Annotated in this window: 21 protein-coding genes, 1 other RNA gene and 1 pseudogene; 16 read left to right on the top strand and 7 right to left on the bottom strand. The window is 54.2% G+C overall.

The features are described from left to right. The first annotated feature begins 175 nt into the window (after positions 1-175). A complete protein-coding gene (locus tag RHH27_RS03570; protein ID WP_302678864.1) occupies positions 176-2,614 on the top strand; it encodes a phosphoketolase in 2,439 nt (812 codons plus the stop codon). A 38-nt stretch (positions 2,615-2,652) separates the two neighbouring features. Here RHH27_RS03570 and hisF read toward each other — a convergent pair whose 3' ends face one another. Next, positions 2,653-3,447 carry an imidazole glycerol phosphate synthase subunit HisF gene (hisF, locus tag RHH27_RS03565; protein WP_149820833.1) on the bottom strand — a complete coding sequence of 265 codons (795 nt, stop codon included), beginning with the start codon at positions 3,445-3,447 and terminating at the stop codon, positions 2,653-2,655. A gap of 15 nt (positions 3,448-3,462) precedes the next feature. After that, a complete protein-coding gene (locus RHH27_RS03560) occupies positions 3,463-4,122 on the bottom strand; it encodes a hypothetical protein (protein WP_302678863.1) in 660 nt (219 codons plus the stop codon). Positions 4,123-4,245: 123 nt separating this feature from the next. Between RHH27_RS03560 and mrdA the strand changes: the two genes are divergently transcribed. From mrdA to RHH27_RS03545, 3 genes are all read left to right on the top strand, one after another. Continuing rightward, the gene (gene mrdA, locus RHH27_RS03555) at positions 4,246-6,024 is read left to right on the top strand and encodes a penicillin-binding protein 2 (RefSeq protein WP_302678862.1); all 1,779 of its coding nucleotides are present in this window, start codon (positions 4,246-4,248) and stop codon (positions 6,022-6,024) included. A gap of 77 nt (positions 6,025-6,101) precedes the next feature. Next, complete coding sequence (locus RHH27_RS03550; RefSeq protein ID WP_302678861.1) at positions 6,102-7,061, top strand: M23 family metallopeptidase; 960 nt, start codon at positions 6,102-6,104, stop codon at positions 7,059-7,061. 10 nt (positions 7,062-7,071) lie between these two features. Further along, complete coding sequence (locus tag RHH27_RS03545) at positions 7,072-9,180, top strand: M3 family metallopeptidase (RefSeq protein ID WP_302678860.1); 2,109 nt, start codon at positions 7,072-7,074, stop codon at positions 9,178-9,180. A gap of 8 nt (positions 9,181-9,188) precedes the next feature. Here RHH27_RS03545 and RHH27_RS03540 read toward each other — a convergent pair whose 3' ends face one another. Then, the gene (locus tag RHH27_RS03540; RefSeq protein ID WP_302678859.1) at positions 9,189-9,401 is read right to left on the bottom strand and encodes a DUF2949 domain-containing protein; all 213 of its coding nucleotides are present in this window, start codon (positions 9,399-9,401) and stop codon (positions 9,189-9,191) included. Positions 9,402-9,602: 201 nt separating this feature from the next. Here RHH27_RS03540 and RHH27_RS03535 point away from each other — a divergent pair, with 201 nt between their 5' ends. From RHH27_RS03535 to ssrA, 3 genes are all read left to right on the top strand, one after another. Then, entirely contained in the window at positions 9,603-10,412 is an 810-nt protein-coding gene (locus RHH27_RS03535; RefSeq protein ID WP_302678858.1) for a TPM domain-containing protein, read from the top strand. A 91-nt stretch (positions 10,413-10,503) separates the two neighbouring features. Continuing rightward, positions 10,504-12,207 carry a helicase HerA domain-containing protein gene (locus RHH27_RS03530; RefSeq protein ID WP_302678857.1) on the top strand — a complete coding sequence of 568 codons (1,704 nt, stop codon included), beginning with the start codon at positions 10,504-10,506 and terminating at the stop codon, positions 12,205-12,207. Between the two features lie 54 nt (positions 12,208-12,261). Next, positions 12,262-12,647, top strand: a transfer-messenger RNA (tmRNA) gene (gene ssrA, locus RHH27_RS03525). On the opposite strand, the gene RHH27_RS03520 is transcribed toward ssrA, so the two are convergent. After that, positions 12,645-14,447, bottom strand: coding sequence for an N-acetylmuramoyl-L-alanine amidase (locus RHH27_RS03520; protein ID WP_302678856.1), 1,803 nt, complete (start codon positions 14,445-14,447; stop codon positions 12,645-12,647). The two genes, ssrA and RHH27_RS03520, sit on opposite strands and share 3 nt — an antisense overlap. Before the next feature lie 274 nt (positions 14,448-14,721). On the opposite strand from RHH27_RS03520, the gene RHH27_RS03515 reads away from it, so the two are divergent. Then, the gene (locus RHH27_RS03515; RefSeq protein WP_206201086.1) at positions 14,722-15,213 is read left to right on the top strand and encodes a metal-binding protein; all 492 of its coding nucleotides are present in this window, start codon (positions 14,722-14,724) and stop codon (positions 15,211-15,213) included. On the opposite strand, the gene RHH27_RS03510 is transcribed toward RHH27_RS03515, so the two are convergent. Beyond that, the gene (locus tag RHH27_RS03510) at positions 15,210-15,455 is read right to left on the bottom strand and encodes a DUF6439 family protein (protein ID WP_149820848.1); all 246 of its coding nucleotides are present in this window, start codon (positions 15,453-15,455) and stop codon (positions 15,210-15,212) included. The two genes, RHH27_RS03515 and RHH27_RS03510, sit on opposite strands and share 4 nt — an antisense overlap. Before the next feature lie 143 nt (positions 15,456-15,598). Between RHH27_RS03510 and RHH27_RS03505 the strand changes: the two genes are divergently transcribed. Beyond that, on the top strand, positions 15,599-16,183 hold the full coding sequence (locus RHH27_RS03505; protein ID WP_206201085.1) for a GerMN domain-containing protein: 585 nt from the start codon (positions 15,599-15,601) through the stop codon (positions 16,181-16,183). On the opposite strand, the pseudogene RHH27_RS03500 reads toward RHH27_RS03505, so the two are convergent. Further along, positions 16,153-17,350 (bottom strand): annotated as a pseudogene (locus tag RHH27_RS03500) (APC family permease). The gene RHH27_RS03505 and the pseudogene RHH27_RS03500 sit on opposite strands and share 31 nt — an antisense overlap. Positions 17,351-17,507: 157 nt before the next feature. Here RHH27_RS03500 and RHH27_RS03495 point away from each other — a divergent pair. The 6 genes from RHH27_RS03495 to RHH27_RS03470 all read left to right on the top strand — a co-directional run bounded on the left by RHH27_RS03495 (position 17,508) and on the right by RHH27_RS03470 (position 24,036). After that, the gene (locus RHH27_RS03495; protein WP_302678855.1) at positions 17,508-18,473 is read left to right on the top strand and encodes a hypothetical protein; all 966 of its coding nucleotides are present in this window, start codon (positions 17,508-17,510) and stop codon (positions 18,471-18,473) included. A gap of 62 nt (positions 18,474-18,535) precedes the next feature. Then, the gene (locus RHH27_RS03490) at positions 18,536-19,483 is read left to right on the top strand and encodes a F0F1 ATP synthase subunit gamma (protein ID WP_149820854.1); all 948 of its coding nucleotides are present in this window, start codon (positions 18,536-18,538) and stop codon (positions 19,481-19,483) included. Between the two features lie 91 nt (positions 19,484-19,574). Next, positions 19,575-20,564, top strand: a complete 990-nt coding sequence (locus RHH27_RS03485; RefSeq protein ID WP_225901691.1) for a glycosyltransferase family 4 protein — start codon at positions 19,575-19,577, stop codon at positions 20,562-20,564. A 74-nt stretch (positions 20,565-20,638) separates the two neighbouring features. Continuing rightward, positions 20,639-21,688 (top strand): SpoIID/LytB domain-containing protein, encoded by a 1,050-nt coding sequence (locus RHH27_RS03480; protein ID WP_302678854.1) that lies wholly within the window; start codon positions 20,639-20,641, stop codon positions 21,686-21,688. 19 nt (positions 21,689-21,707) lie between these two features. Then, entirely contained in the window at positions 21,708-22,328 is a 621-nt protein-coding gene (locus tag RHH27_RS03475) for a hypothetical protein (RefSeq protein WP_302678853.1), read from the top strand. 109 nt (positions 22,329-22,437) lie between these two features. Next, complete coding sequence (locus RHH27_RS03470; protein WP_302678852.1) at positions 22,438-24,036, top strand: hypothetical protein; 1,599 nt, start codon at positions 22,438-22,440, stop codon at positions 24,034-24,036. Between the two features lie 29 nt (positions 24,037-24,065). Here RHH27_RS03470 and RHH27_RS03465 read toward each other — a convergent pair whose 3' ends face one another. Next, a complete protein-coding gene (locus tag RHH27_RS03465) occupies positions 24,066-24,701 on the bottom strand; it encodes a TMEM165/GDT1 family protein (RefSeq protein WP_302678851.1) in 636 nt (211 codons plus the stop codon). 45 nt (positions 24,702-24,746) lie between these two features. Between RHH27_RS03465 and RHH27_RS03460 the strand changes: the two genes are divergently transcribed. Next, a complete protein-coding gene (locus tag RHH27_RS03460; RefSeq protein WP_302678850.1) occupies positions 24,747-26,189 on the top strand; it encodes a TldD/PmbA family protein in 1,443 nt (480 codons plus the stop codon). Positions 26,190-26,526 lie beyond the last annotated feature (337 nt).

Below are 26,526 nucleotides of genomic sequence, written 5' to 3'. Positions count from 1 at the left end.
GCCTAGCCGTTTCAGCATCCTAGGATGGGGCTGTAGGCTAAAGACGATAGTTTAGGATGTGTCCCGATTAGTAAGTAGGCAATTCGTGGATTCTTGATCAACGCCGTTAGCACTTTGATCTATATGATCTCGGTTGATTTTCTTGATACTCATGCTGACTTGACGAGGATACTGTATGGTTAGCTCTCCTCCCCGTCCCACCGAACTCACCGCTGATATTCATGCTTTTGGTTCTGCTCGCGCCACGATTCAAGGACAGCCCTTGAGTGATAGTGAAGTTGAGGCCATGGATGCCTTCTTCCGTGCCTGTAACTATCTGGCCGTGGGCATGATCTATTTGCTCGATAACCCCCTACTCAAGGAACCCCTCAAGCCTGAACACATCAAAAAACGCCTCCTTGGTCACTGGGGATCGAGTCCGGGTCTGTCCTTTTGCTACCTTCACCTCAATCGCATTATTAAAAAGTACCAACAGGAGGTGATTTTCCTAGCGGGTCCCGGTCATGGGGCACCGGGGGTTTTGGCACCTGTTTACCTTGAAGGCAGTTACACCGAGATTTACCACAACATTAGTGAGGATGCCCACGGCCTCAAAAAATTTTTCAAGCAGTTCTCCTTCCCCGGTGGCATTGGCAGCCACTGCACCCCAGAAACGCCCGGCTCGATACACGAAGGGGGAGAATTGGGCTATGTCCTCTCCCATGCCTGTGGTGCTGCCTTTGACAATCCTGATTTAATTGTGGCGGCAGTGGTTGGCGATGGGGAAGCAGAAACGGGGCCTTTGGCCACCTCATGGCACATCAATAAATTCCTCAACCCGGCGCGCGATGGGGCAGTCTTGCCGATTCTCAACTTGAATGGCTACAAGATTAACAATCCGACGATTCTGGCACGCATTCCCCATCAAGATTTGGAAAACTTCTTCCGCGGTTTAGGGTATGAACCCTGCTTTGTGGAAGGTTCCGATCGCCCCTCAATGCACCAAGCAATGGCCGCCACCCTCGATTACTGCGTGACTAAAATTAAGGAGATTCAACGGGCGGCTCGGCAAGAGGGCGTTACCACCTTACCCCGTTGGCCGATGATTGTGCTGCGTACCCCCAAAGGGTGGACAGGCCCCGCGGAAGTGAATGGCCACAAAGTGGAAGGCTTCTGGCGAGCACACCAAGTGCCCATGGCCGATGTCCACACTAACCCTGAAAACCTTAAGCTCCTTGAAAATTGGCTGCGCAGCTACCGTCCCGAAGAACTCTTTGATGAGAATGGCACATTTCGTCCTGAACTCAAAGCCTTGGCGCCAACCGGCAACTACCGTATGGGCATGAATCCCCACGCCAATGGTGGGCTATTGCGCAAGGATTTGAAAATGCCCGACTTTCGGCAGTACGGCATTACGTTTGAGAAACCCGCCCAAATTGAGGTGGAAAATACCCGTCCCCTTGGAGTCTTCCTGCGGGATGTGATGCGCAATAACATGACCAATTTCCGTGTCTTTGGTCCCGATGAAAATACCTCGAATAAGCTCAATGCCATTTACGAGGTCAGCAAGAAATTCTGGATTGCGGAATACTTTGAGGAGGACGCCGATGGCGGTGAATTGTCCCCTAATGGTCGCGTCATTGAAATGCTCAGCGAGCACACCATGGAGGGGATGCTGGAGGGCTATCTGCTGACGGGTCGCCATGGCTTCTTCTCCACCTACGAGTCCTTTGTCCATGTCATTGACTCGATGTTTAACCAACATGCCAAATGGTTGAGCATCTGCAATGAACTCTCGTGGCGGGCGGATGTGGCCTCGTTGAACTTGCTGATTACGTCCACGGTGTGGCGGCAGGATCACAATGGCTTCACCCACCAGGATCCGGGATTTTTGGATATTGTCTGCAACAAGAGTGCAAAGGTTACGCGCATTTACTTACCGCCTGATGTCAACTCACTGCTGTCGGTGGCGGATCACTGCCTGCGGAGCAAAAACTATGTGAATGTGATTGTCTCCGACAAGCAGTTGCACTTGCAGTACCTGACGATGGATCAGGCGATTATTCACTGCACGAAGGGGCTAGGCATTTGGGATTGGGCCAGCAATGATCAAGGCTGTGAACCCGATCTGGTGATGGCCAGTGCCGGGGACATTCCCACCCAAGAGGCGTTGGCGGCGATCGCCCTCCTGCGGCAGGAGTTTCCAGAGCTGAAGATTCGCTATATCAATGTGGTGGATCTCTTTAAGCTGCAACCGGAAACCGAACACCCCCACGGCCTGAGCGATCGCGACTTTGATAGTCTCTTTACCCTCGATCGCCCGATTATCTTTAACTTCCATGGTTATCCGTGGTTGATCCACCGTCTCACGTACCGCCGTCACAATCACCGTAATTTGCACGTGCGCGGCTACAAAGAAAAGGGCAACATCAACACCCCCCTTGAGTTGGCCATCAATAATGAGATTGATCGCTTTAGTCTTGCCATTGATGCCATTGATCGCCTCCCCGGTCTTCAAGTGGCGGGTGCCCATGCCAAGGAAAAATTCCGCAACATGCAAATTGAAGCCCGCAACTACGCCTACGAGTACGGTGTGGACAAGCCGGAGTTTAGCCACTGGACTTGGCCATTTTAGCTTGATCCTCTAGGTTGATGCTCTGCCCCTCTCTTCGCTTATCGGCAAGGGAGGGGTTCTTCTTGGCGCACGGGCACTTGGTGCTGATGGAGATAGTCCTTGATCTGGGCGATCGTCAGTTGGCCATAGTGTAGGAGCGAAGCCAACAGTGCCGCCTCTGCTTTCCCTTCCACAAGAGCCGCGCGAATATGCTCACAGGTACCCGCCCCCCCAGAGGCAATCACAGGAATCTCCACCCGCTCAGCGATCGCCCGCGTCAATTCGAGGTCGTAGCCCGCCTGTGTCCCATCGGCATCCATACTGGTCACCAGCAGTTCGCCCGCACCCCGTTTAGCCATTTCCACCGCCCATTCAATCGCATCTAGCCCCGTAGCTTCCCGTCCGCCGCGCACATAGACTTGCCAACGGGGGTTTTTAGGATCCCAATGGGGTTCGCGCCGCGCATCAATGGCGACAACAATACATTGGGCACCAAAGCGATCGCTGGCCTGATTCACGAGATCGGGTTGCCGCACTGCCGCTGAATTCAGGCTGACTTTATCTGCTCCGGCGCGCAACAGGTCTTTGATCATGGTCAGAGACTGAATCCCACCCCCCACCGTCAGGGGAATGAACACCTGATCTGCGGTGCGATAGACGACATCAATAATAATGTTCCGCTCTTCATGGGTGGCCGTAATATCGAGAAACACCAGTTCATCCGCACCCGCTGCATTGTAGGCTTGGGCGAGTTCGACCGGATCGCCGGCATCGCGCAGGTTGACAAAGTTCACGCCCTTGACGACGCGACCCGCCTTCACATCCAAACAGGGCAAAATTCGTTTGGCAAGCATTTAGCCTCCTTGGGACTACTGCACAGTGACACGGCGACCCCCGCCACTGACAAAGATAATGGCGCGACCCTCCGCCATCGGTTCCCAACCGACATCAAAGCCACTGCGCCAAGCCACCGCACGAGCTGCCCGGAAACAATCAAAGCTATCGGGACGCACAAAAAAGACAAGGGAATAGCGGCTGGGGGAGAGGCGATCAATGGTACGCCGAAAGTTGGACGCGGGTTTTTCCAGCGTGCTAAAGGATTCCCCAGCGGTGCGATCGCGGGGTTCAAAAAGGGTTTGCAAAATTGGTTGCCCTTGGCTGTGCACCAGACTCAGGCGCACATCGTAGTAGCGGGTACGGTGGTGAAAGGACTCTAGTTGTTGCTGAATTTGGCGGGGATCTGCAAAGGGATTTTCTGTAATGCGCCGCAGGTGGCGATCGATGGCCTCACTGGCTTGATCCTCCTCAAGGGGCAGGGCGCGATTTTCACGACACTCAAAGAAATACACCTGCTTGCGGGTTTCGCGGGCAATGGGCGTGCGCACAAGAGCAGGAGACACCGCTGCCGTCAAGCTAGCAAAGAGGCAGACAAAGATCATCACCCCCACGGTATTGGTGAGGACATCGAGGAACGAGTCCAGATTTTGACTGGGGGCTTGGACTTGGGGACGGGAGCGCGATCGCTTCATGAAGCGGCAGTACAGAGACTTCTTCTAGGGTATCGGAATTCTTGGCCTCTGGTCTTAGCGCATCTGATAGAGTGGCAATACAGTGGCAATTAGCATAGATCACTCATCAACTCCTCGCAACTTATGGCAATGCTAAAAACGCGCCCCCCTCGTCCCCTCACCTACCAAGCCTACGATCGTGTGGTTGGCAAACAGGGGCGGGTCTTGGTATTGCTCTCGATCATGACCGTATTTTTGCTGGGGGGCATTGGGAGTCGCTTGGCCTACCTGCAAATTGTCGAGGGCGATCGCAACCGCCAGATGGCCGATGAAAACCGTATTCGCCTGATTCCCAAACCGCCGGAGCGGGGGAAGATTTTGGATCGCAAAGGGCGGATCCTCGCGGGAAATAAGTTCTCCTACTCGGTATTTCTCTGGCCCCTTGCGGCGAAAAAGCCCGAATGGCCGCAGACGGTGAACATTCTCTCGCGGGTGCTCAATATCCCTGCCAGTGAGATCGAAGCGCGAGTCAAGCAAGCAGGGGTGAATTCTCCTTCGTTGATTCGCATTGCCCAAGGGATTAGCCAAGCCCAAATCATTGCCCTTGAAGAACACCGCAATTTCTTGACAGGGGTGGAAATTGACCGCGAAGCCCTGCGCTTTTACCCCCATGGCGAAACGGCGGCTCACATCATTGGCTACATCGGCGAACTGAATGAGGAGGAACTAGCGGCTCGTCGAGATCAGGGCTACCGCCTTGGCGATGTCATGGGCAAAATGGGTGTCGAAGCCACCTACGAAAACGTACTGCGGGGGACATGGGGTGGTCAGCAGGTGGAGGTGGATGGTCAAGGCAAAGTGATCCGCATTTTGGGTCAAAAGGTAGCCCGACCGGGAAATGACATCACGCTGTCAGTGGATTTGGACTTGCAAAAAGCGGCGGAAGCAGCCCTAGGGAGTCGGCCGGGGGCGATCGTGGCCATGGATCCCCGTGATGGAGCGATTCTGGCTCTGGCCAGTTACCCTGCCTTTGATCCCAATTGGTTTGCCCGCCGCATGACCCAAGCCCAGTGGGAGGAGCTGCAACGGCGGCAGTTTCCCTTTGTCAACCGTGCCCTTCAGGGGTTTCCTCCCGCGAGTACCTTCAAAATCGTGACAACGGTGGCCGGCTTGGAGTCAGGGAAGTTTAGCCCCGATACCGTACTGATGACCTATCCTGCCCTCTACACAGGGGGCTTTGCCTTCCACGATTGGAACCGGGCGGGCTTTGGCCCTCTGGGCTTTGCCGGTGCCATGGCATGGAGTAGTAACACCTTTTTTGGTCAAGTGGCGCGCCGCATTGGACCTGAAACCCTGATTCATTGGGCGCATCGCTTTGGAATGGGGTCTAAAACCGGCATTGACTTACCCGGTGAAGCTCCCGGATTTGTGCCAACCCCCCAGTGGAAGCAAGAAACCTTTGGCGAGGGGTGGTATGACGGCGATTCCTTGATTACCGCCATTGGTCAAGGGGCTTTGCAGGTGAGTCCGCTTCAAGCCGCGGTCATGTTTGCAGTGCCTGCCAATGGGGGCTATAAAGTGCGGCCGCACCTAATTGCTTCCGACAATCCCCATCGCTGGCGGCAATCCTTGAACCTAAAGCCCTCTACCATTCAAGTGCTGCGTCAAGGCCTACGGCAGGTGGTGACCAGTGGTACAGGGGCTGCCCTAAATGTTCCTGAGGTGGCGATCGCCGGCAAAAGTGGTACCGGGGAAGACCCACCTCGCCCTAACCACACTTGGTTTGGTGCCTATGCCCCTGCAGACAAACCGGAAATTGTGGTCGTTGCCTTTGCCGAAAACTCTGGTGGTGGGGGTGGGTCTGTGGCAGGTCCGATGGTGCTCAAAGTGATTCAGACCTATATGAAAATTCGCAATCGCTAGCCCCTTGCGGCCAAGCAGATTGTCATTCCCCAAGGTTGCGCCTAGAATTTGAAGGAATGCGTGTGATGGGATGAATCATGATGGAGCAGCGGGTTATTGCCCTTGGGCTGACAATAGGTCTCTTGACAACCGCCTTGGGGACTCGCCAGAGTGTTGCTGAAACGATTCCTGCTGAACCAGAAGCGGCTGCACCGATCCTTGTCAATCCTGTTCAACCGGTGGACAGTGAGCCTCTTGTTTTTTCCACAGAACCTGTAGATCCGCCCCCTGGCAGTGAACCCCTCGAAAACCTTAAGCCCGCCCGCTCCATCCCCGTGGTGATCCAAGAGCGCTCCACAGGCTGTCAAGCGATCGTTAGCGAGGGCGTTCCCCCCAACATTTGCCAAGCCCAAGGTGCTCCACAACCCCTAGTGACCCCCACGACTACATCACCTTCTGCTCCAGCTTCTCATCGCCCCTTGGTGGCTGCAAACCCAAGAAATTTTGTGCCATCTGCCCAAGCGGCTGCGCCGACCTATGTACGCCAGCCCTTTCCGGGACCGAATCCCTTGCGTTGGCTAAAGGTCAACAATGGCCAAATGCTCTTTCCCTTGCCGTTTCCGGTGCCCATTACCTCAACTTTTGGCTGGCGCATCCATCCCATTTTTGGCGATCGCCGCTTCCATTCGGGAACGGATTTGGGCGCCCCTGAAGGCACACCCGTGTTGGCGGTTTTTGATGGTCGCGTGGTTGAGTCCAACTGGCTAGGGGGCTATGGCCTCACCGTCATTTTGCAACACCCGCCAGAGCAGCACCAAACCCTCTATGCCCACCTCTCACAGCGCTTTGTCAATCCCGGTCAATGGGTGAAGCAGGGGGATGTCATTGGCCTCGTGGGTAGTACGGGCAACTCCACTGGTCCGCACCTGCATTTTGAGATCCATGAGATGACGGCTCAGGGGTTGATTCCTGTTGCCCCCGAAGCGCGGTTAGAATTGGCCTTAGCACAGTTAAAGCAGGCGATCGCCCAAGCGCGTCAGCAATCGAATCGCAGTTAGTAGGATACCGATGGTTATTGCGACTTCCCCTCACACCGATAATCCCCTCTTGCGGGGCGATGGTTTTCCCCCCTTTGATCAGATTGAGGTGAGCCATGTTGAGCCAGCCGTGCGCCAACTCTTGCAGGAACTCACCCAAGAATTAGAGACCCTCGAGCAATCCTTCACGCCCACGTGGGAAGGGCTAGTGGAACCCCTCGAACGTTTGAGCGATCGCCTCGGTTGGACATGGGGCATTGTCAGTCATCTCACCGGCGTCAAAAATAGTCCCGAATTGCGTCAAGCCTACGAAGCCGTTCAACCCCAAGTAGTGGAGTTTTACACCCGTTTGGGTCAATCGCGCCCCCTCTATGAAGGCTTTAAGGCACTGGCTGCCAGTCCAGACTTTCAGAGCTATCCCCCTGCGCGCAAACGCATTGTTGAGGCCGCCATTCGCAACGCCGAACACAGTGGCGTCAGTTTGACAGGAGCCGCCAAAGAGCGCTTCAACACCATTCAACTGGAATTGGCGGAGCTATCTACCCAGTTTTCCAACAATCTTTTGGATGCCACCAAGGCCTTTCGCCTCAAGCTCACCCAACCCGATGAAGTGGCTGGACTTCCCCCCAGCTTGCTGGCACTGGCTGCCCAAACCGCTCGCCAAGATGGCATTGAGACCGCCACCCCCGAAACAGGGCCATGGCACATTACCCTCGACTTCCCCAGCTTTGGCCCCTTTATGCAGCACAGCCAACGGCGGGATTTGCGGGAGCAGGTCTATCGCGCCTACATTTCCCGTGCCAGCAGTGGGGAGTGGGATAACCGTCCCATTCTTGAGCGCATCCTTGCCCTGCGGGTCGAAGAGGCACAGCTTTTGGGATTCAACACCTATGCTGAACTCAGCCTTGCCAGCAAAATGGCCGATAGTGTGGCCAGTGTGGAAAAGCTCCTCGAGGAACTGCGGCAAGTCAGCTATCGTGCGGCGGCGCAAGAACTGGAAGAACTGAAAGCCTTTGCTGCTGCCCAAGGGGCACCCGAAGCGAACGATTTGCAGCACTGGGATATTCCCTATTGGGCTGAACGGCAGCGGGAGGCGCTCTTTGACTTCAATGATGAGGAACTGCGTCCCTATTTTCCTTTGCCCCAAGTGCTGGAGGGCTTATTTGGGCTAGTGAAGCGACTGTTTGGGGTGACGGTGGTGCCTGCGGATGGTCAAGTACCCGTTTGGCATCCTGATGTGCGCTTTTTTGCCATCCTCGATGAAAATCATCTGACGATCGCCCACTTTTATCTTGACCCCTACAGCCGTCCTGCCGAAAAACGCGGTGGGGCATGGATGGACGATTGCCTTGGCCGTGCCAAATATCGCATTCAGGGGGAATGGCACACCCGCTTACCCGTGGCCTACTTGGTGTGCAATCAAACCCCCCCAGTGGATGGTAAGCCCAGCCTGATGACCTTTAGCGAAGTGGAAACCCTCTTCCATGAGTTTGGGCATGGTTTGCACCACATGCTGACGCAGGTGGATGAAGCGGGGGCAGCGGGCATCAACAATGTGGAGTGGGATGCCGTCGAACTTCCCAGTCAATTTATGGAAAATTGGTGCTACCATCGGCCGACACTCTTTGGCATGGCACGCCACTATGAAACGGGGGAACCGCTGCCAGAACACTACTATGAAAAACTGGTTGCCGCCCGCACCTATCGCGCAGGCAGTGCTCTATTGCGGCAGTTGCACTTTAGTTTGTTAGATTTAGAACTGCACCATCGCTATCAACCGGGGCAAGGAGAAACCCCCCAACAAGTGCGTGATCGCCTAGCGCAGACAACAACAATCTTGCCCCCCCTGCCAGAAGATGCCTTTCTCTGTAGCTTTAGCCACATTTTTGCTGGGGGGTATGCTGCGGGTTACTACAGCTATCTGTGGGCAGAAGTTCTCAGTGCCGATGCCTTTGCCGCCTTTGAGGAAGCAGGCCTAGACAACGAGCAAGCCATTGCTGAAATGGGACGACGCTATCGCGAAACCGTGCTTGCCCTTGGCGGCAGCCAACCCCCGATGGAGATCTTCAAAGCCTTCCGCGGCCGTGAACCCATTACTGAACCTCTACTACGGCACCGAGGATTGTTGTCAAAAACTTAGTTTGCCACTTACGGAGCCTTAGGCAGGCGATCGCCCCGCGTTTGATCCAGCCACTCAAAAATCCGATCCAACTGCTCTAAGGTAATCAATCCATACTGCCAAAGAATAATCGGCAACGATCCCCGTTGCTGTTGCCATTGCCGCACCGCCATAGCAATGCTCTCTGGTGGCAGTGCCAGTTCCTGTTCGAGATAGTGCAGTAGCTGAGAAGAGTAGGACATCGTAGGTGAGGCGTGGCTGATGAAACAGCGATATAAGGTTTAGGTATTTAGACTTGCAGTATAGTAATGGGATTCTCAGGATAGGGCGAGTTTAACAAAAGCTGCATATTGTCTGAGAAGACGGCAGCGCTGATTGCAATGTTTCGCAGCATACCCTTAAGATAATTAAAAAAGATGCCCTATTTGTAAATTTTTATTACGATGCTTCAGCAATTGCGGCGCTTGTTTTACCAAGTTGGTTTAGGGATGGTGCTGGTTAGCCTCTGCTGGTTGGGGGCGATCGCCCCTGCCCACAGCTTCAACAATCCAGAGTTGTTGCCCGCGGAGCCAACCAATGTCGTTGACTTAGCGCAGATTCTGACACCCGTTCAAAAGGAACGGCTTGACAGCGAACTGGCAGAGTTTGAAGCCCAGACCGGCTGGAAATTGCGGGTTCTCACCCAGTACGATCGCACCCCCGGCCTCGCAGTGCGGGATTTTTGGGACTTAGACGATCGCAGTATTCTGCTGGTGGCCGATACCCGCGGTGGCAATCTTTTGAACTTCAATGTTGGCGACACCGCCTACCGCGTCCTCCAGCGCACCTTTTGGGTTGAATTGCAAACCCGCTTTGGCAATCAATACTTTGTCCGAGACAACGGCGAAGATCAGGCCATCCTGCAATCTCTCCAAGCCATTGAAACCTGCCTTGCCCAAGGGGGCTGCCGCGCTGTCCCAGGATTACCTCAAGAGCAATGGCTGCTCACCCTTGCCACCTCCATCTTTGGCGGCATCATTTTGGGCTTTGTGGCGCGTCCCCGCCGTGCGGATCAAAAAGTGGCTTGGACGTGGATTCTTCTTTTTTCACCGCTGTGGGGCATGCTTTTCTTTGCCTTTGGTTTAGGGCCAGTGGTGGTGCGCACCCAAGAATGGCTACCGGTCTTGCGCAATGTGGCTGGTTTTGCCTTGGGTGCCATTGTTGCCTTTTTAATTCCTGCCCCCAGTGAGCCGCCGCCCGTTCTAGAAGAGTAGGCGCCGTCAGGCTCTCAATTGGAAAATCGCGTAGGATTGAGGTTAACGACATTAGCTCTCTTTACTTTCTTTGGGTTACCCGTCCTGTGCGATGAACAGTAGCCACCCTTCTTCTCGCCACATTGTCGGCATTGTCAAAGGCCCCGGTGATAGCGGTAGCGAGTATGTTTTTATTACTGCCGATGCCCAGCCAGTGCGCATTGGTGAATTTGTCTATTATGAGTTGAGCCATTCCCCAAGTGTGGCCTCAAACTCCCATGCTGCTGCGGTTCACCAAGTCTTGGGCAAGATTACTGGCTGCCGTCTGATTGAGCATCTACCGGATCGGATGTTTGCTGATCACGAACTGAATCCCGGTGCGGTGGCTGCCCTGATTGGTTTTACCTGTGAACCGGCGGAACTCTACGAAATGACCGTAGAAGTGATGGGGGAATTTCATGAGGTCTTTGGCTTTAATAATTTGCGGCGGCTTCCCCTGCCGGGTGCCAAGGTCTATTTAGCGGAAGATGAACTGCTGCGGCGGGTTCTCAACAAGAAAAAGCCAGAGGAGGTGGGGGCTGCCCATATCGGTTCACTGTTGTTGCGGCAGGAGGGTGCTGTGCCCATTGCCCTCGATGTCAAGGAACTGGTGAGTACGCATGTGGCCATCCTTGCCGGGACAGGTTCCGGGAAATCCTATACCGCAGGGGTTTTGGTGGAGGAATTGCTTTTACCGAAAAATCGCGCCGCAGTGCTGATCCTCGACCCCCATGGTGAATACCACACGCTGGCGCAGCTGAGGGGACACCCCGCTTTTCAAGGGGCGGATGGCTATCAACCTCAGGTGAAAATTATTACGCCCCAAGAGGTCAAAATTCGTGTTTCTTCCCTAGAGTTTCACGATATTCTGACGCTGCTCCCCCCGATGAGCGATCGCCAGCAGGCCATTCTCAAAAAAGCCTATGACGAAGTACGCGGTCGTTTCAAAGATGGCCGTTGGAGTACCGAAGACTTGATTGCAGCGGTCTATGCTGTGGATCGCGTTGAGGATGAAGAGGGCAATGTCAAGCAGGGCTCCTCGGCTGATGCCTTGGCTTGGAAGCTAGAAAAAATGCAGCGCTCTGACTATTTCCATGCCTACAAGCATTTGCCCCCCTGCGAGTTGTTTGCCCCCGGCCAAGTCACCATCCTGCAAATGAATGAGATTCCCCTTGAGGAGCAGCAGGTGATTGCCACGGCAATTTTGCGCCAAACCAACCATGCCCGCATGAATACCCAAAAAGACCGCGTCTTTGAGGGGGATGAGCAGTACCTCCCCTACCCGGTGTTCATCTTAATTGAGGAGGCGCACCGCTTTGCCCCTGCCCATGAACCTTCCCAATGTAAGCAGGTACTGCGCACGATTCTCAGTGAGGGTCGTAAATTTGGCCTTGGGGTAGGACTGATTACTCAGCGTCCTGGCAAACTGGATAGCGATGTGCTCTCCCAGTGTATGAGCCAGTTTATGCTGCGGATTGTCAACCCTGTCGATCAAGAGAGCCTCAAGCATGGGGTGGAGGCCGCTGGCCGAGATTTGCTCAAAGAACTGCCTGCCCTGAGTAAGGGGCAAGTGATTATTGCGGGTGCCTGTGTGAATACGCCTGTCCTCTGTCGGGTGCGGCAACGCTTAACAACTCATGGGGGTGAGACATTGGATGCCCCAGCGCTATGGCAAACCTACTTTGACAAGAATCAACAGCTAGAGCGTGTACTTGCCAGTGCAGCACCGGCACCCCGTCCTAAACCGCGAACCATTAGCCGGCGATCGCTTGAATAATTAGCCGTTGTCAACTCCAAAAAAATGCGCTAGCTTAGGAGTAGCTCTATTCAAGGGGCTGAAACGGCTTCGACGTCCTAGTGAAAGTTGGGCTGTGATGCAGGTCGAGAGTGGGCTATCTCTCGTTAATCCAGAGTCCAAACCAAAAGTAACTGCGAACAACATCGTTCCTTTCGCTCGTAAAGCTGCTGCGGTAGCCTAAGACCTCTAAACAGGTTCGAGCACTCGTTGTCCGACTCCGTTAAGGGCAGCGGGTTAACCCCAACGGATGCGCTAGGCAGTTCTCTCTGGTGGGCTGTTTAGCAAAGACTCTACCAGAGCATCCTACTGTTCGGGATAAGGAACAGTTCCCGCCTGAGGGTCAGAAAGGCTAAACCTGTGAAGGAGCAGTCGATGAATAGCTAGGGCGGACACGGGTTCGACTCCCGTCAGCTCCATCATCTTCCATGCAAAAAGTTCAAAATGCCTTGGGCGATCGCCCGTGCCATCTGCGTCCGCCACGCAGGATTCTTGAAGTTTGCGGCATCCTCTGCGCCCGTGACAAACCCTGTCTCGACAAGGGCAGAATCCATTGACGTATTGCGAATCACATAGAATCGTGCCGCCCTCACCCCGCGATCGCGAATGTTCAAGGAATTGAGAATACTATTGTGAATGGCAGATGCCAAACGATTTGAGCGTCCGGGGGCAAAGTAGGTTTCTAAACCATTGACATCGGGGCGAGCCAGACTAATAGCATTGGCGTGAATACTCACAAAGGCATTTGCCCGTGCCCGTTCCGCAATGGCGACCCGAGGAGCCAAGTCTAAGTCAATGTCTGTGGTGCGGGTCAGAATCACCTGTACCCCCTGCTGCTGCAAAAATTGGGAAACTTGCAGGCTGATATCGAGAACAATATCCTTTTCACGAATGCCGCCAATACCAATGGCACCGGGATCGCGTCCGCCATGTCCGGGATCAATGACCACCACAAACCGGCCGCGGGGGACGGGCTGATTGGGGGGCTGAGGGGTTGCTGTGGGGGGAATATCAATTGGGGTGGGCGTACTGCTCGGAGGGTCATTTGCTCCCTGAATTTGCACCACAAACGCTTCAGCTGACAGGGGACGAGGGCCAAGGATGCGAAAGTTGGGCGCTGGGGTGAGCAGAATCGAGACGGTTTGGTTATCCTCTTGACGAAATTCAATGTTGCTTAAGGGACTACCGGTAACTAGGCGGGGTTCGCGCAGATTACTGTCCAACTGTGCTTGCCGTAGGCGAATGCGATAGCGATTGCCTTCCCAGCCCACGTTATAGAAAACGGTGCGATCGCCTTGAATCAGCAACTCTCGTCCCCCCAAGTCAACGCGCTGAATCGTTGTGACAGGAGTTTGAGCACTGGCCGCAGGAATCACACTAGGGCGTTGGGACGGTGGCGGAGGTGGGGGTGTAATGGCCGTGGTTGAAGGCACAATCACAAAGCCATCATGACGGGGCATCACTTGCCAATCGGCATCTTGAGGGTCAATGTCGAGGGTAATTTGGACTTGGCGATTGCTCTGAGTCCGTACCTCTGCCCGGACGCGATCCCGACCAAAGCGGCGCAGTTCCAAGCGCCGCGGACTAAAGTTGCGAATCAATTCACTATTGCTGAGGAGAATTTCAATGCGATCCCGACGGGGGCGGCGCAGGGTGTAACTGCCTTCGGGTAAGGGGCGATCGGCTAGCACTAGAAAACCTGTGGCATCTGCCCGCCAACTTCGCACTTGCAGCGGCCCTGTGGGCGTTACGGGAGGAGCAGAAGGAGGAGACGGTGGGGGTGGCGGCGGTAGCGAAACTGTTTGCTGCTGGGGGGTGGGCAGTTGCACCAACCAGTTATTAGCCGTGACTCCCCGAAAGCGCACCTGCTGCGGGTCAATTGTAAAACCGTCCGCATATTCCACCACAATCCGCGTCGTTTGGGGGTCAAACTGAGCAACCCGCACTTGGCGAATGGCACCACTGTAGTTTTGACTGATCTGGGGGCTACCGAGAACGACACCCGGCAAGTCAATGACAAGGCGGGTCGGGTTATAGACCAACTCAGCACGGGGCTGAACAGCACGCTCCGTGCGAATTTCCAGTTGATTGGTGGCAGGGTTAAGTCGCCACAATTGTAGACGGCTGGCTGAAGCAGGCTGAGCCATGACCAGTGCAGCGGCAGGTGCCCATAGCAAACTCACTACAGCTCGAAATTGCCAAGAACGCCACGGTTGATCCATTCACGCTTCCTCCACCAGCGATGCACAATACCCTGCCAAGTTGGCTAGCCAAGCCGCTCGCTCAAACGTGCTCAGCATACTTGATCGGGGACAGGTATGTGAACTGGCACACCCTGCGATTTAGTTTTGCGCGATCGCCCTTCATCAGATTCAAATTTCAGCCGAGTTGCTTCAAGCTCACTTAGACGCCCACCGCACTCAATAAGTTCGCCGATTGCATGATCTAGCCCGTTTTGCCGTAGCTTTGCCCTAGGAAATATCTGCGGAATCCTCAATGCCCAGTGGCCGTACCCACGATCGCCTGACTTGGATCGGCATGCCCCTTGTGGGCTTCACCGCCAGTGCCCTCACCCGTGACTGGATCTGGGGGGCAATTGCCAGCAGTAGCTTTGGTATTGGCGGCTTTCTCCTCAGTCCAGACCTCGATACCCCCTCTTTACCCTACTACCGTTGGGGCTGGCTGCGGGCAATATGGCTACCCTACCAAAAAGCCTTTCACCATCGCTCCTTTTGGACCCATGGCCCAGTGGTGGGCACGCTGATTCGGTTGCTCTATCTCAGCTTTTGGTTGGGGTTAGGATTGGGTCTGGTGGCCGGAGTCGCCGCATTCACAGGCCACCTTTCCCTTGTGCAGGAATGGCTACATCGTTGGCAGGGAATTGACTGGCGCTGGGGAGTTGCGATCGCCCTTGGCCTAGAGCTATCGGCACTGCTTCATGTCACAAGCGATCTGGTGGTTTCTCGGTGGCGACGCTGGCACCGCTAATGGTGGTGCGTAGGGCAAGGCGGCGCACTAATGGAGCGATCGAGCCAACCCACTGCCTGTTGGAGATGCGCCAGTGCCTCAGCATCATTTTCCTTGAGGAGATAGACCAGAGCAGCAGCCGCCTGTTCGAGGGCGCGGGCACGGCGATTTCCCTTGAGGCGATGCCAATCTTGGGGAGCAATCCTAACCGCATCAAGGAGGGCAGTGGCTAGTTCTTCTGCACGGGGGGTCGTTTGCACCATGACTTAAACTTGATCTAAGGGGAGAACTATCCTCTAGTTTAAGCAGCGGGCAACTGCCCCTAAGGCCACAGGCACTGGAACTTTACCCTTGAATCATAGCGTCTAAGGTAGAGGCAGGTGCATCCCGCCAAGGAGAGATCGTGATGGTAGCAAAAGTCACCCGCTCCCGCCCCGCCTTGATTGTGCTGGCGGTTATTGGCCTTGCCTCGGCTGGTACAGCAGCATGGCTAACCTTGAGTCCCCCCCGGCAGGGAGATCCGGTTCCTAATCCGGCGGAAGTTGCCCAGCAGCAGGAAACTCAAATCTTTTGGGTCAAGAATGAAGGGGATAGCCTCGTTTTAGTGCCCTCTACGGTACGGATCAATACCCCGGCAACGCGGCCAGAACTCTTTATTCAATCTCGTCTGGAGCGACTTTTGGCGGGTCCTGCCAATCAAGATGTCACCACCAGCATTCCGGAAAATACCCGTGTCAATCGTGTAGAAGTCAAAGCCGATGGCATCCATGTGGATCTCTCTCCAGACTTTACCAAAGGGGGGGGAAGTGCTTCGATGCAAGCACGTCTAGGACAGGTACTGTACACAGCAACAGTGAATGATCCCAATGCGCCAGTTTGGATTTCCATTGGGGGTGAACCCCTGCGCGTCCTAGGGGGTGAGGGGCTAGAGGTGACGCAACCGATGACCCGGCAAGACTTTCAAACGGCCTTTGCCCTCCGCACCCAGTAGTGCCAAGCAAGTCCAAGAAGAATGAGACCACACCCCGACAGCCACACTTGGACTTCGACCCAAAAAGCCAGCCCTAGACAACCGATTAAACCTGCAACCGCAAGCCAGCGGGGAAATTGTGGCTCCTTCAGTTGCAGTGTGGCAAGGTTGGTAATGGCGTAGTAAATCAGCACGCTAAAGGCACTAAAAGACCACGTAGTTTTTACATTGCCAATCAGGATCAAGAGGGCAATCCCCCCACTCACCGCAAGAACGGCAGCAACAGGTTGTTTTCCTTGGGCTGGAATCTGAGCCAAAATTGCCGGTAAATCTCGCCGCCGCGCCATTGCCAACACCACACGGGAGAGGCCGAGCAACAGATTGAGCAGAATCCCGACCATGGCCGCGATCGCCCCCAGCGTAATCAGAGGCGGCAGCCAAGAGACACCCAATTCACTGGCGACAATCTCTAAAGAGGCAGCCGTGGTCAACTTCCCAGAGCCATGACTCCCCAGAACAATCAAGGCAACACTGAAGTAGAGCAGGACAACAATACCAATGGCTAGGGCAATGGCTCGTGGAATGGTTCGCCGAGGAGTCTTGACCTCCTCCGCCAGCACAGCAATACGGGCATAGCCAGCATAGGCGACAAAAAGCAGTGCCGTTGCTTGGAGAAGATTCTTGAGCGAGAGTGGTTGCGATGCTGCCGACCAAAGTAGCCCTCCCCGTTGTTGGACGTGGCCAATGCCAACAAAGAGCAACAAACTGGTGAACGTGACTAGGAGAATCCCCAGATTCACTTGCGCCGATCGCCGGATGCCCAAAAGCACCACACAGAATCAAGACCGCCAGTAGCCCCAGAGCAGCCATGATTTGCCAGCGCCCGCTATTGTCCTCTAGGCCGAGCCATTGGAAGAGATAAGCCATACAGCCAAGGGCAGCAGTGGCTGCAGAAGCCGATTTGGCCAGTAAAAACATCCACCCCGCTGTAAAGCCGAAAGGGGGAGAAAGATAGCGATACCCATACTCGTAGGTGCCCCCACTCACAGGATGGGAGGCCGCCAATTGGGCACTACTGAGGCCATTACACAGCGCGATCGCCGCGGCAAGGATCAAGGCTATCAACACCCAAGAACCAGCAAGGTCGGTGGCGATGCCTAAACTGACAAACAGCCCCGTACCAATCATGGAACCTAGACCCGTTAAAATGGCGCCCCACAGTCCTAGTTCGCGTTTGAGCATGGAGTTTCGTTCGAGAACTGCAGAACGCCTTCTAGCCTAGAGGATAGGGACGGCGATCGCTATAATTGGAGCAATTCTTAGCACGCGCGCAGGTATTAGGATCATGGCCAGTCCAGAACCTCCTAGCAACCAACCCGACGATCTCCTAGAAAACATCATTACTGATTTGGGTGAGTTGGACGAGCCTCCTGCACAGGATATTGATCTCAACTCTCTGACGGCTGAATTGGAGTCGCTCACCCTGACCGCAGAACAGCGGGCGATCGCCCAAAACCAAGCCCTACAGGAGCAAATTAGGCAGCTCACCGCAGAACTGGAAAACGTTCAACAGCAGCGAGATCAACTGAGCCAAGACCTTGCCCGCCTCCAAGAAGAAAATGCCACCTTGAGCGGCCTGCGGCAAAATCTTGAACAGGAACTGGCACAGGCGCTCATTCAGCAAGACGAACTTCAGCAGCAACTGGTGACACTGCAACTGCAAGCCTCCCAGATTCAGGAACTGCAAAGTCAATTGGCAACCCTGCAATCCCAAGTCTCACAAATTCAAGAACTTCAAGATCAACTTGCCTCGCTGCAAACAGAAAAAACAGCTCTCGAACAGCAACTTCAGGCGGTATTGGCTGCTTCACCCCCCGCTTCTTTGGAGGATACCGCCCTTCTCGGTAATCCCCCAGACGCCGGCCTTGCCCAACAACTGGCGGAGATAACGCGGCAACTCACCCAAGTGGAAAGGGAGCGCGATCGCCTGCAAGAGGAACTTGCCCAGGCGCAAAATGAATTGCACGGTCTGCAGCACGATTTAGAGGTGCTGCGCAACCAATCCTCAACCGTTGTTTCCACTGAACTCACCCTTGCTGCCCAGGAAAATCACCGCCTGAAGCGACAACGGTGGCGGCGTGACACCGTGCTTTGGATCAGTGGCATTGCAGCAACGGTGGTTTCTGCTTTGAGCGTCAGCTTAAATCTGCCACAACCCATTGGCCGCATCATTCCCCCTGTCGCCGCTTTGGCAGTTCCTGTGATTACAACGCTGGTTGGTAGGGGTGGGTCAAGTGAAAAGACTGCTTAGGCGATCCCCCTCTGGGCTAAAATCTTAGGGCAGGGACGCTTTGCTTAGGAGTTTAGATTACCGTGCCCAATCTCAAAGCTATTCGCGATCGCATCAAAACGATTAAAGATACCCGCAAAATTACCGAAGCTATGCGCCTCGTGGCGGCAGCAAAAGTTCGCCGTGCCCAAGAGCAGGTTATGGCGAGCCGTCCCTTTGCCGATCGCTTAGCTCAGGTGCTCTATGGCTTGCAAACCCGACTACGCTTTGAGGATGCCAATTTACCGCTATTGGCCAAGCGTCCTGTGAAGACGGTGGCGCTGCTGGTGGTGACGGGCGATCGCGGGTTGTGCGGCGGTTACAATACCAACGTTATTCGCCGTGCCAAGGAGCGTACCCAAGAACTCGAAGCCGAGGGCGTCAAGTATATTCTGGTGATTGTTGGTCGCAAGGCAGCCCAATACTTCCAGCGCCGTAATTATCCCATTGATGCCGTGTACTCTGGCCTAGAGCAAATCCCCTCTGCCAGTGAAGCGGGTCAAATTGCCAGTGAACTGCTCTCCCTCTTTCTTTCGGAAACGGTGGATCGGGTGGAACTCATCTACACCAAGTTTGTCTCCCTCATTAGTTCAAAGCCCGTTGTCCAAACCCTGCTCCCCCTCGATCCCCAAGGGCTAGAGGCGCCCGATGATGAGATTTTTCGGCTGACGACGCGGGGTTCACATCTGGAAGTTAACCGCGAGAAAGTCACCTCAACCTTGCCCGCTTTGCCCTCCGATATGATTTTTGAGCAGGATCCCGTGCAAATTCTCGATGCCCTGCTGCCCCTGTACTTGAATAACCAGTTACTACGGGCACTGCAAGAAGCCGCCGCCTCGGAATTGGCAGCGCGGATGACGGCAATGAATAACGCGAGCGATAATGCTCAAGCGCTGATTGGAACCCTCACCCTCTCCTACAACAAAGCGCGTCAAGCTGCCATTACCCAAGAGATTCTCGAAGTGGTGGCGGGTGCTGAGGCTCTGCGCTAGGAGTTGACCTCTGAAGCTGCTTTTTGTTTCCACTTCGGTTGGCCCTCTGGGTACAGGAAAAGGGGGCGGTGTTGAATTGACGATCCTCAATATGGCTCAGGCCTTGGGCGATCGCCAGCATACCATTCACATCCTTGCCCCCGAGGGTTCCCACTTGCCAGTGGCGGCAACCATTGAACCAGTAGCGGGTGCCCTTCAAGTGCCAGCGCAGCATCAAACCCGCGATCAACCGATTACACTGCCCCCCAATAGTGTGTTAGCCAATATGTGGGCACGGGTGCGGCAGCTTCAACAGGAATTTGATGTCATTGTCAACTTTGCCTACGACTGGCTGCCCTTTTACCTGACGCCTTTTCTCAGCCGTCCTGTGGGGCATCTGGTGAGCATGGCCTCAGTTTCCGATGTCATGGATCAGGCGATCGCCCGTGTCATTGATGACTATCCGGAAACCATTAGTGTCTATACCCGTACCCAAGCCGCCACCTTCCCTTTTGGCGATCGCTGCGTGTGTTTGGGCAGTGGTCTGGATCTTTCCCTCTATGACTTTTGTGCAGAGCCAGAGGATGCCCTGTGCTGGCTGGGGCGCATTGCTCCTGAAAAGGGTCTCGAAGATGCTGTCGCTGCCGTCAATGTCACCCGTACCCCTTTGAAAATCATGGGGCAACTGCAAGATATAGACTATTGGCAGCGCATTCAAGCAGATTACCCCAACGCCCCCATTGAATATCTGGGCTTTTTGCCAACACGGGAAATGCAAGCACAGCTGCGGCGCTGTCGCGCTTTGTTGCTGACCTCCCGCTGGGTCGAAGCCTTTGGCAACGTTGTCATCGAAAGCCTTGCCTGTGGCGTTCCCGTCATTGCCTACGATCGCGGTGGGCCGAGTGAAATTGTCCGTGATGGTCAAACCGGGTTTCTCATTACCCCGGATTCTGTCGAGGCCTTAATTGCTGCCATTGGCAAGATTGATCAAATTGATCGGGCGGCCTGTCGGCAGCAGGCGGAACAGGAGTATAGCTTAGCTGTTTATGGGGATAGGGTGGAGCAATGGCTACAACGGGTAGCAGCTTCCTCTCTGCCCTAAACCAGCAAATGTTGCATGGCAAATTCCGTACTCCCCTATACAATAGGCAAGGTGCTAGTGGAGATGACACCTGAATGGGCTGGGTTCTGTTCCAAGGGACAAAGCGAGGACACTCACCCTTGCTCATTTCCTTTATGATGGCCACGATCGCCAGTGCGAGCCTAGGGTTCTGGTTTTTGCGGAGCCTATCCCCGACACCGATTGCTCTTTCAGAGCCAATTCCTTTACCTGACCCAATTCAACTTGAACGACCTCTGCCTCGGCCGATTTTGGATGGCCGCGATCCCCTATTAGCAACTGTCCCCAACAAAGTCCCCCAACCACCAGCGGCTGCCTCTACCCACGCCAAGGCAATCTTGCCCACAGTGCCCCCTCCTGCCCTGCAACCCGTGCCTCCGAGCCAAGGCCCTGCCCCTCAAGTGCGGGTGGCGATCGCCCGCGATCAAAGTCAACTGACCGTTGGCACCGCTGTCGCCACGGCTGTTACGAATGATCAACAGCAGGTGATGACGCAGCTTACCCCTTCCCAAGGGGTCGTGGTCACAGCCCGCGATGGCTTTTTGCTCTGGAATGGCCAACCCCTTGCCCCCTCCCTCTGGATTCGCCCCAGCAATCAACTTGCGTTTGTTGGCGATAAATGGTATCGCGGTGTGGTGCGCCTCATTGCTCAGGGAAACACGGTTACAGCCGTCAATCAAGTGGACTTGGAACAATACCTCGTGAGTGTGGTGGGTTCAGAGGTCTATCCCGACTGGCCAATGGAAACCCTCAAAGCCCAAGCGATCGCTGCCCGTTCCTATGCCCTTGCCCAAATGTTTCAACCCGCCAGCCGCTTTTTTGATCTGGGGAACGACGAGCGTTGGCAGGTGTATCGTGGGATTGAAACCGAGTGGAACACCACTCAAGCGGCAGTCCAAGCCACACGGGGCATTGTCCTCACCAAAAGTGGACGAGTGATGGTTTCGATGTATGCAGCAACCGACGACATTGTGCGCGATGTCTTTGGCGGGCGTGGCATGAGCCAAACAGGTGCCTATGAACTGGGCAAGCGCGGCTACAACTACCTGCAAATTTTAGGCACCTACTATCCGGGGGCGGGTCTATCGCAACTGCAAACCCAATAACTCTTTGGAGGCCAAGTCCATGAAATCTCCTCTTTTAGCGACTGCCCTTGCTTTGACAACGGTGGTCTGCCTTCAATACAGTGGGCGAGCAGATTCGCCCTTGACCTCCACCCCCTTCTACGAAGCCTATACCGATGTCCCCATGGTGATGCGAGCCAAGCGCAGTGGCCGCCTTGATCTGAAAATGTCGGAGTGGCTCTCTTCGCCGCAGGTTCCCACAGATCACAAAGCTGCCCTGATCAATGCCCTCGGCTGGGATTTCAACGGCAAAGCCAATGGTCAAGCCTACCGCGCCTATCTTGCCCTAAGACAGGGTACGACCCCTGAAAATATCCCGCTGGAAAGCCTTACCGCCGATGACTTAATGGCCCTAGGGTATCTCACAGCAATGGACAACTACTTTCAACCACAGCGGGGGATGTCTTTTCTCAATATGGCACAGGAACGTGACCCCGAAAGCTATGCGATCGCCATGGTACGCGGCCTTGTGGAAGCACAAACCCTCTTTGATGTCAGTTGGTGTCAAGTCTGGCAAGCGGTGAATCGCGTGGATGAAAATCCGCAACTGAAGCGGGATTTACGCCCGAAGGCACGGGAGATTATCCTCAAATACATGCGCTTATACCGTCGGGATTGCTAAGTTTCAGGTTATGGGGTGTATCGAAGAGTTCATTGCAAGAACGACTCAACAAAAAGGCCACCTTGCCTTTGCCAAGGGGTGGGAAAAACTGGCGATTGATAAGTGGAGGATGAATGAGTATCAAGCAGTGATCTCAGCCCTCAACCATGCCTTAGCAATGGATCCTACCATGGCAAGATGTTGGTACCTGTTGGGCATGATCAGTGGTGTTGATAGTGATTTACAACAGGCACTAGCAGCCTACGAAAAAGCGATTGAACTGAGACCTGACTGGCAAATTGGCATTGACTTTCTCAAGTGTACGAGGTACTTGATTTACGTTTATAAAGATGTAGAAGAGCTACAGGATTGCCGTCAAAAAATCAGAGAATCCGTTGCCGAGTTCTATCAAACGTTTCAGAGTTTCTCTTTAGATAAGAAACAATATCTCTCGAAGTGGCTGGGGAATGTGAATACATTTTTACTGCCCTATCAAGGGAAAGAAACCCGCGATGTCCAACAACAGTATGGGCAGATGATCTACGAAATCATGACCAGTGTGATTCCAGCCGCCAAAGAACGCCCCCCAATGCCACCAGTGAAGGCCAATGAACCTCTACGGATTGGGTTTGTTTCAGGGCACTTTCGTGGGCATACGGTTTGGAAGTTGCTGCTCCACGGCTGGCTTAAACATCTTGATAAAGCACAATTTCAGCTTTATGGCTACTACGTGCGAGATGATGGCGATCGCTGTACGGAGCAAGCAAAAACCTACTGCCATCGCTTTGTCATGGGCACCAAATCACCCGCAGAATGGTTTGAGCAGATTCGTGCCGATCAATTACATCTAGTGATTTTCCCCGAACTGGGCATGGATCTGGAACTGATCAAGATTGCCGCTCTGAAATTAGCGCCGATTCAATGTATGTCTTGGGGGCATCCCGACACCTCTGGCTTACCCACAATTGATTATTTCCTCAGTAGTGAGTTGATGGAACCGCCCGATGGCGAAACGCATTACACAGAAAAGCTGATCAGGCTAAAAAATTTGGGGATTGCCTTTAGTCCGCTACCCCCCGACCCGCGATCGCCCATTACGCGGGAGGAATTCGGCCTCAAAAGCGATGCCGTTATCTACGGTTGCCTGCAAAGTGTCTTCAAGTATCTCCCCCAGTTTGACGACATCTATCCCGAAATTGCCGCAGCAGTGGGGAATTGCCAATTTGTCTTTATAAGCCACCTTATGACCAAAAACAGCCGCCAGCGGTTTGAAGGACGTCTAGAACGAGCTTTTGCTGCCAAAAACCTTGACTATAGGGCGTACTGCTTCTTCTGCCGACCCTTAAACTTCTATGGTTTTACCTCAATGCTGCATTGTCTCGATGTTTTCCTAGACAGCCTTGAATGGTCAGGGGGGAATTCTACCCTTGAAGCCCTCTACTATGCCCAAGTCCCTATGGTGACCACACCAGGACGCTTTATGCGGGGGCGGCATACCGCTGGTATTCTCACACTCCTAGAGCTACCGGAATTAATTGCACCAGATGTTTCTGCCTATATTCAAAAAGCCATTGAACTGGGTCAAAGTGCTGAGTATCGCCAATTTATCCGCGAAAAAATCCAAAACAATCTGCCGAAGGTGTTCGAGGATCAAGCCGGGGTACGCTCCCTTGAAGACTTTATGCGCGCTGCGGTGCAGGAGTTTGCCACCTCTGGCCGCCTCCTATAACCAATTGGAGTTCTAGATTCAGAAGCGGCTCAAGAAGCCCTTGGCATCCCTTGCAAGGCGGTAACAATCGCGAAGATTAAAAATAGGGCACCACCGCCCAAGGTCAATGTCCGTTCGGAGATGCGTCCAGCCATCAGGCCGCCGCCTAGAACCGCGATCGCGGCACAAATCCCGTGGCCAACAATGGCACCAAGGGCAACGCCCAAGGCATGGCTCGCGGCAGCAAGGGTAATCGTTGCAATTTGGGTGCGATCGCCCCATTCAGCAATGAAGGTGAGACTAAAGGCCTCCACAAAAGTCACCCAAGCAGGGTTACTGCCCCAACGGCTGAGATTGGCTTCCGCCTTTTCAACGGTTTCCACTGCCGCTTCACACTCATCCTCACAGGGGCTATCCCCCATTCGCCAGCCTTGAATTAGCATCTTGAGACCAAAAATGGTGAAGAGCAAAATCGCCGCATAGAAGGTCAACTCTTGCGGTAAAAGTTGAAAGACCTTGCCCACGGCCACTGAAAGCAGTGTCATCACAATTAAAGCCGCCCATACTCCAAGGAAGACCCACCGCTTGCTGTGACGGGTCGCCAAAATCATGGCAATAAAGAAGGTCTTGTCTCCCAGCTCAGAAATCGTGATGAGAGCCAGCCCCGCAGTAAAAGCCGTTAGCATGGAAAAGAATTCAAACTTTACCATGCCTTAAATTAGCACGCTGCCATGACGACACCGAAGAATTTCACCGCCCTTTTGAATCAGGTGGATTTACCCCTTGATTGGCTTGGGCTGCGTTACGTTGAGGAGATTGTCACGACTCGCAGTGCTCGGGATGGACATCCTGAAATGAACCAGCGATCGCGCCAGCGGGGTGTCATGGTTGAGGTGCTCGTCGATGGTCAATTTGCCTATACAGCAACCCCAAATTTGCAACCCAGTGCTATCCATCGGGCGATTCAGCAGGCCTATCAACAGGCGAAAACCGCTGCCCATTGGCGAGTCTTTAACTTTACGCCAGCGGCACGGGGCAAGGGCAAGGGACACTATCGATCGCCCCAGCAGCAACCTTTTGACCAACTTTCAGCCGCTGAGTTGAATCACCTCCTCAAGGACATTTGCCATTGCCTCAAAGTCAGTGACGACATTGTGCAAACCCGTGCCTTTGTGCAAACTGTAGAGACCACCACTCAGTGGTTGACCAGTGATGGCAGTCAAATTGAACAGCAATTTTATCAAGTGCTCACCGATATGAGCGCCACGGCTCAGGGGGCAGGGGTAGTGCAGCAGCGAACCGATCATGGTTGGTTAGCGCGGTGCTATCAAGGGGGGCTAGAGTGGCTGACGGCTGATCAATTGAGCGATCGCGCCCGCCACATTGGCGAGCAGGCCGTTGAACTCCTCAGTGCCCAAGAGTGCCCAGAAACAACGACAACACTGGTACTCGCCCCCGATCAAATGATGCTGCAAATCCACGAGAGCATTGGTCATCCCCTAGAGCTAGACCGCATTTTGGGGGATGAGCGCAACTATGCCGGCAGCAGCTTTATTCGCCTTGAGGACTTTGGGCAGCGGCAGTACGGCTCCCCCCTCTTGAACGTCACGTTTGATCCGACCGTTGCCGGTGAACTGGCCAGCTATGCCTTTGATGATTTGGGGGTGGCGGCTGAACGCATCTATCTCATCAAGGAAGGACGCCTCCTGCGCGGTCTGGGCAGCCTTGAAAGTCAGCAGCGAGCGGGTGTCCTTGGTGTTGCCAATGCCCGTGCCTGTTCTTGGAATCGTCCCCCCATTGACCGGATGGCGAACCTGAATATTGAGCCAGGGACACAGTCCTTTGCCGAGATCATTGGCAACATTGAGTCGGGGGTGTACATGGAGTCCAATCGTTCTTGGTCAATCGATGACTACCGTCTCAAATTTCAGTTTGGCTGTGAATATGCCAAGCGCATTGAAAATGGCCGCCTGACCCGCACCCTGCGCAATCCCAACTATCGCGGTACCACCCCTGAATTTTGGCATAGCCTCATTGCGGTGGGAGATGCCTCCACCTTCGGTATTTTTGGTACACCGTTTTGTGGTAAAGGCGAACCCAATCAAGCCATTCGTGTCGGTCACGCTTCACCGGTGTGTGCCTTTGCCAATATCCAAGTCTTTGGCGGGGGTTGAATCAATGGGCGAGGTCAGACTCGAACTGACATGGGGTATTCCCGCTACATTTTGAGTGGTTATCCCCTCGCAATTCAGTTTTTGACAGAGCAGTGCATATTCCCTCTACTATACCCAAAACGTACCATACTCACTCATCCCAAAAAAAAACTGTGCCCCCCTATGGGTTAGGCAAACCAAAAAAACGATCAGCAAGCACATGAGACGGTACTGACCCAGTAAGAAGGTAAGCACCCTCTCCCAGCCGAGAAACTCAGTATCGGTAATAGCGCATAAAATCCTCGGCAGTGCAGGCTACTGGATCACGGCTCAGACTCCCCTTGAGTGCCCATGCTGA

This window comes from Thermosynechococcus sp. PP555, from assembly GCF_031583225.1.
Taxonomy (GTDB): domain Bacteria; phylum Cyanobacteriota; class Cyanobacteriia; order Thermosynechococcales; family Thermosynechococcaceae; genus Thermosynechococcus.
The sequence above is the reverse complement of the archived record's forward strand: the minus strand, read 5'-3'. Positions and strand labels throughout refer to the sequence as shown.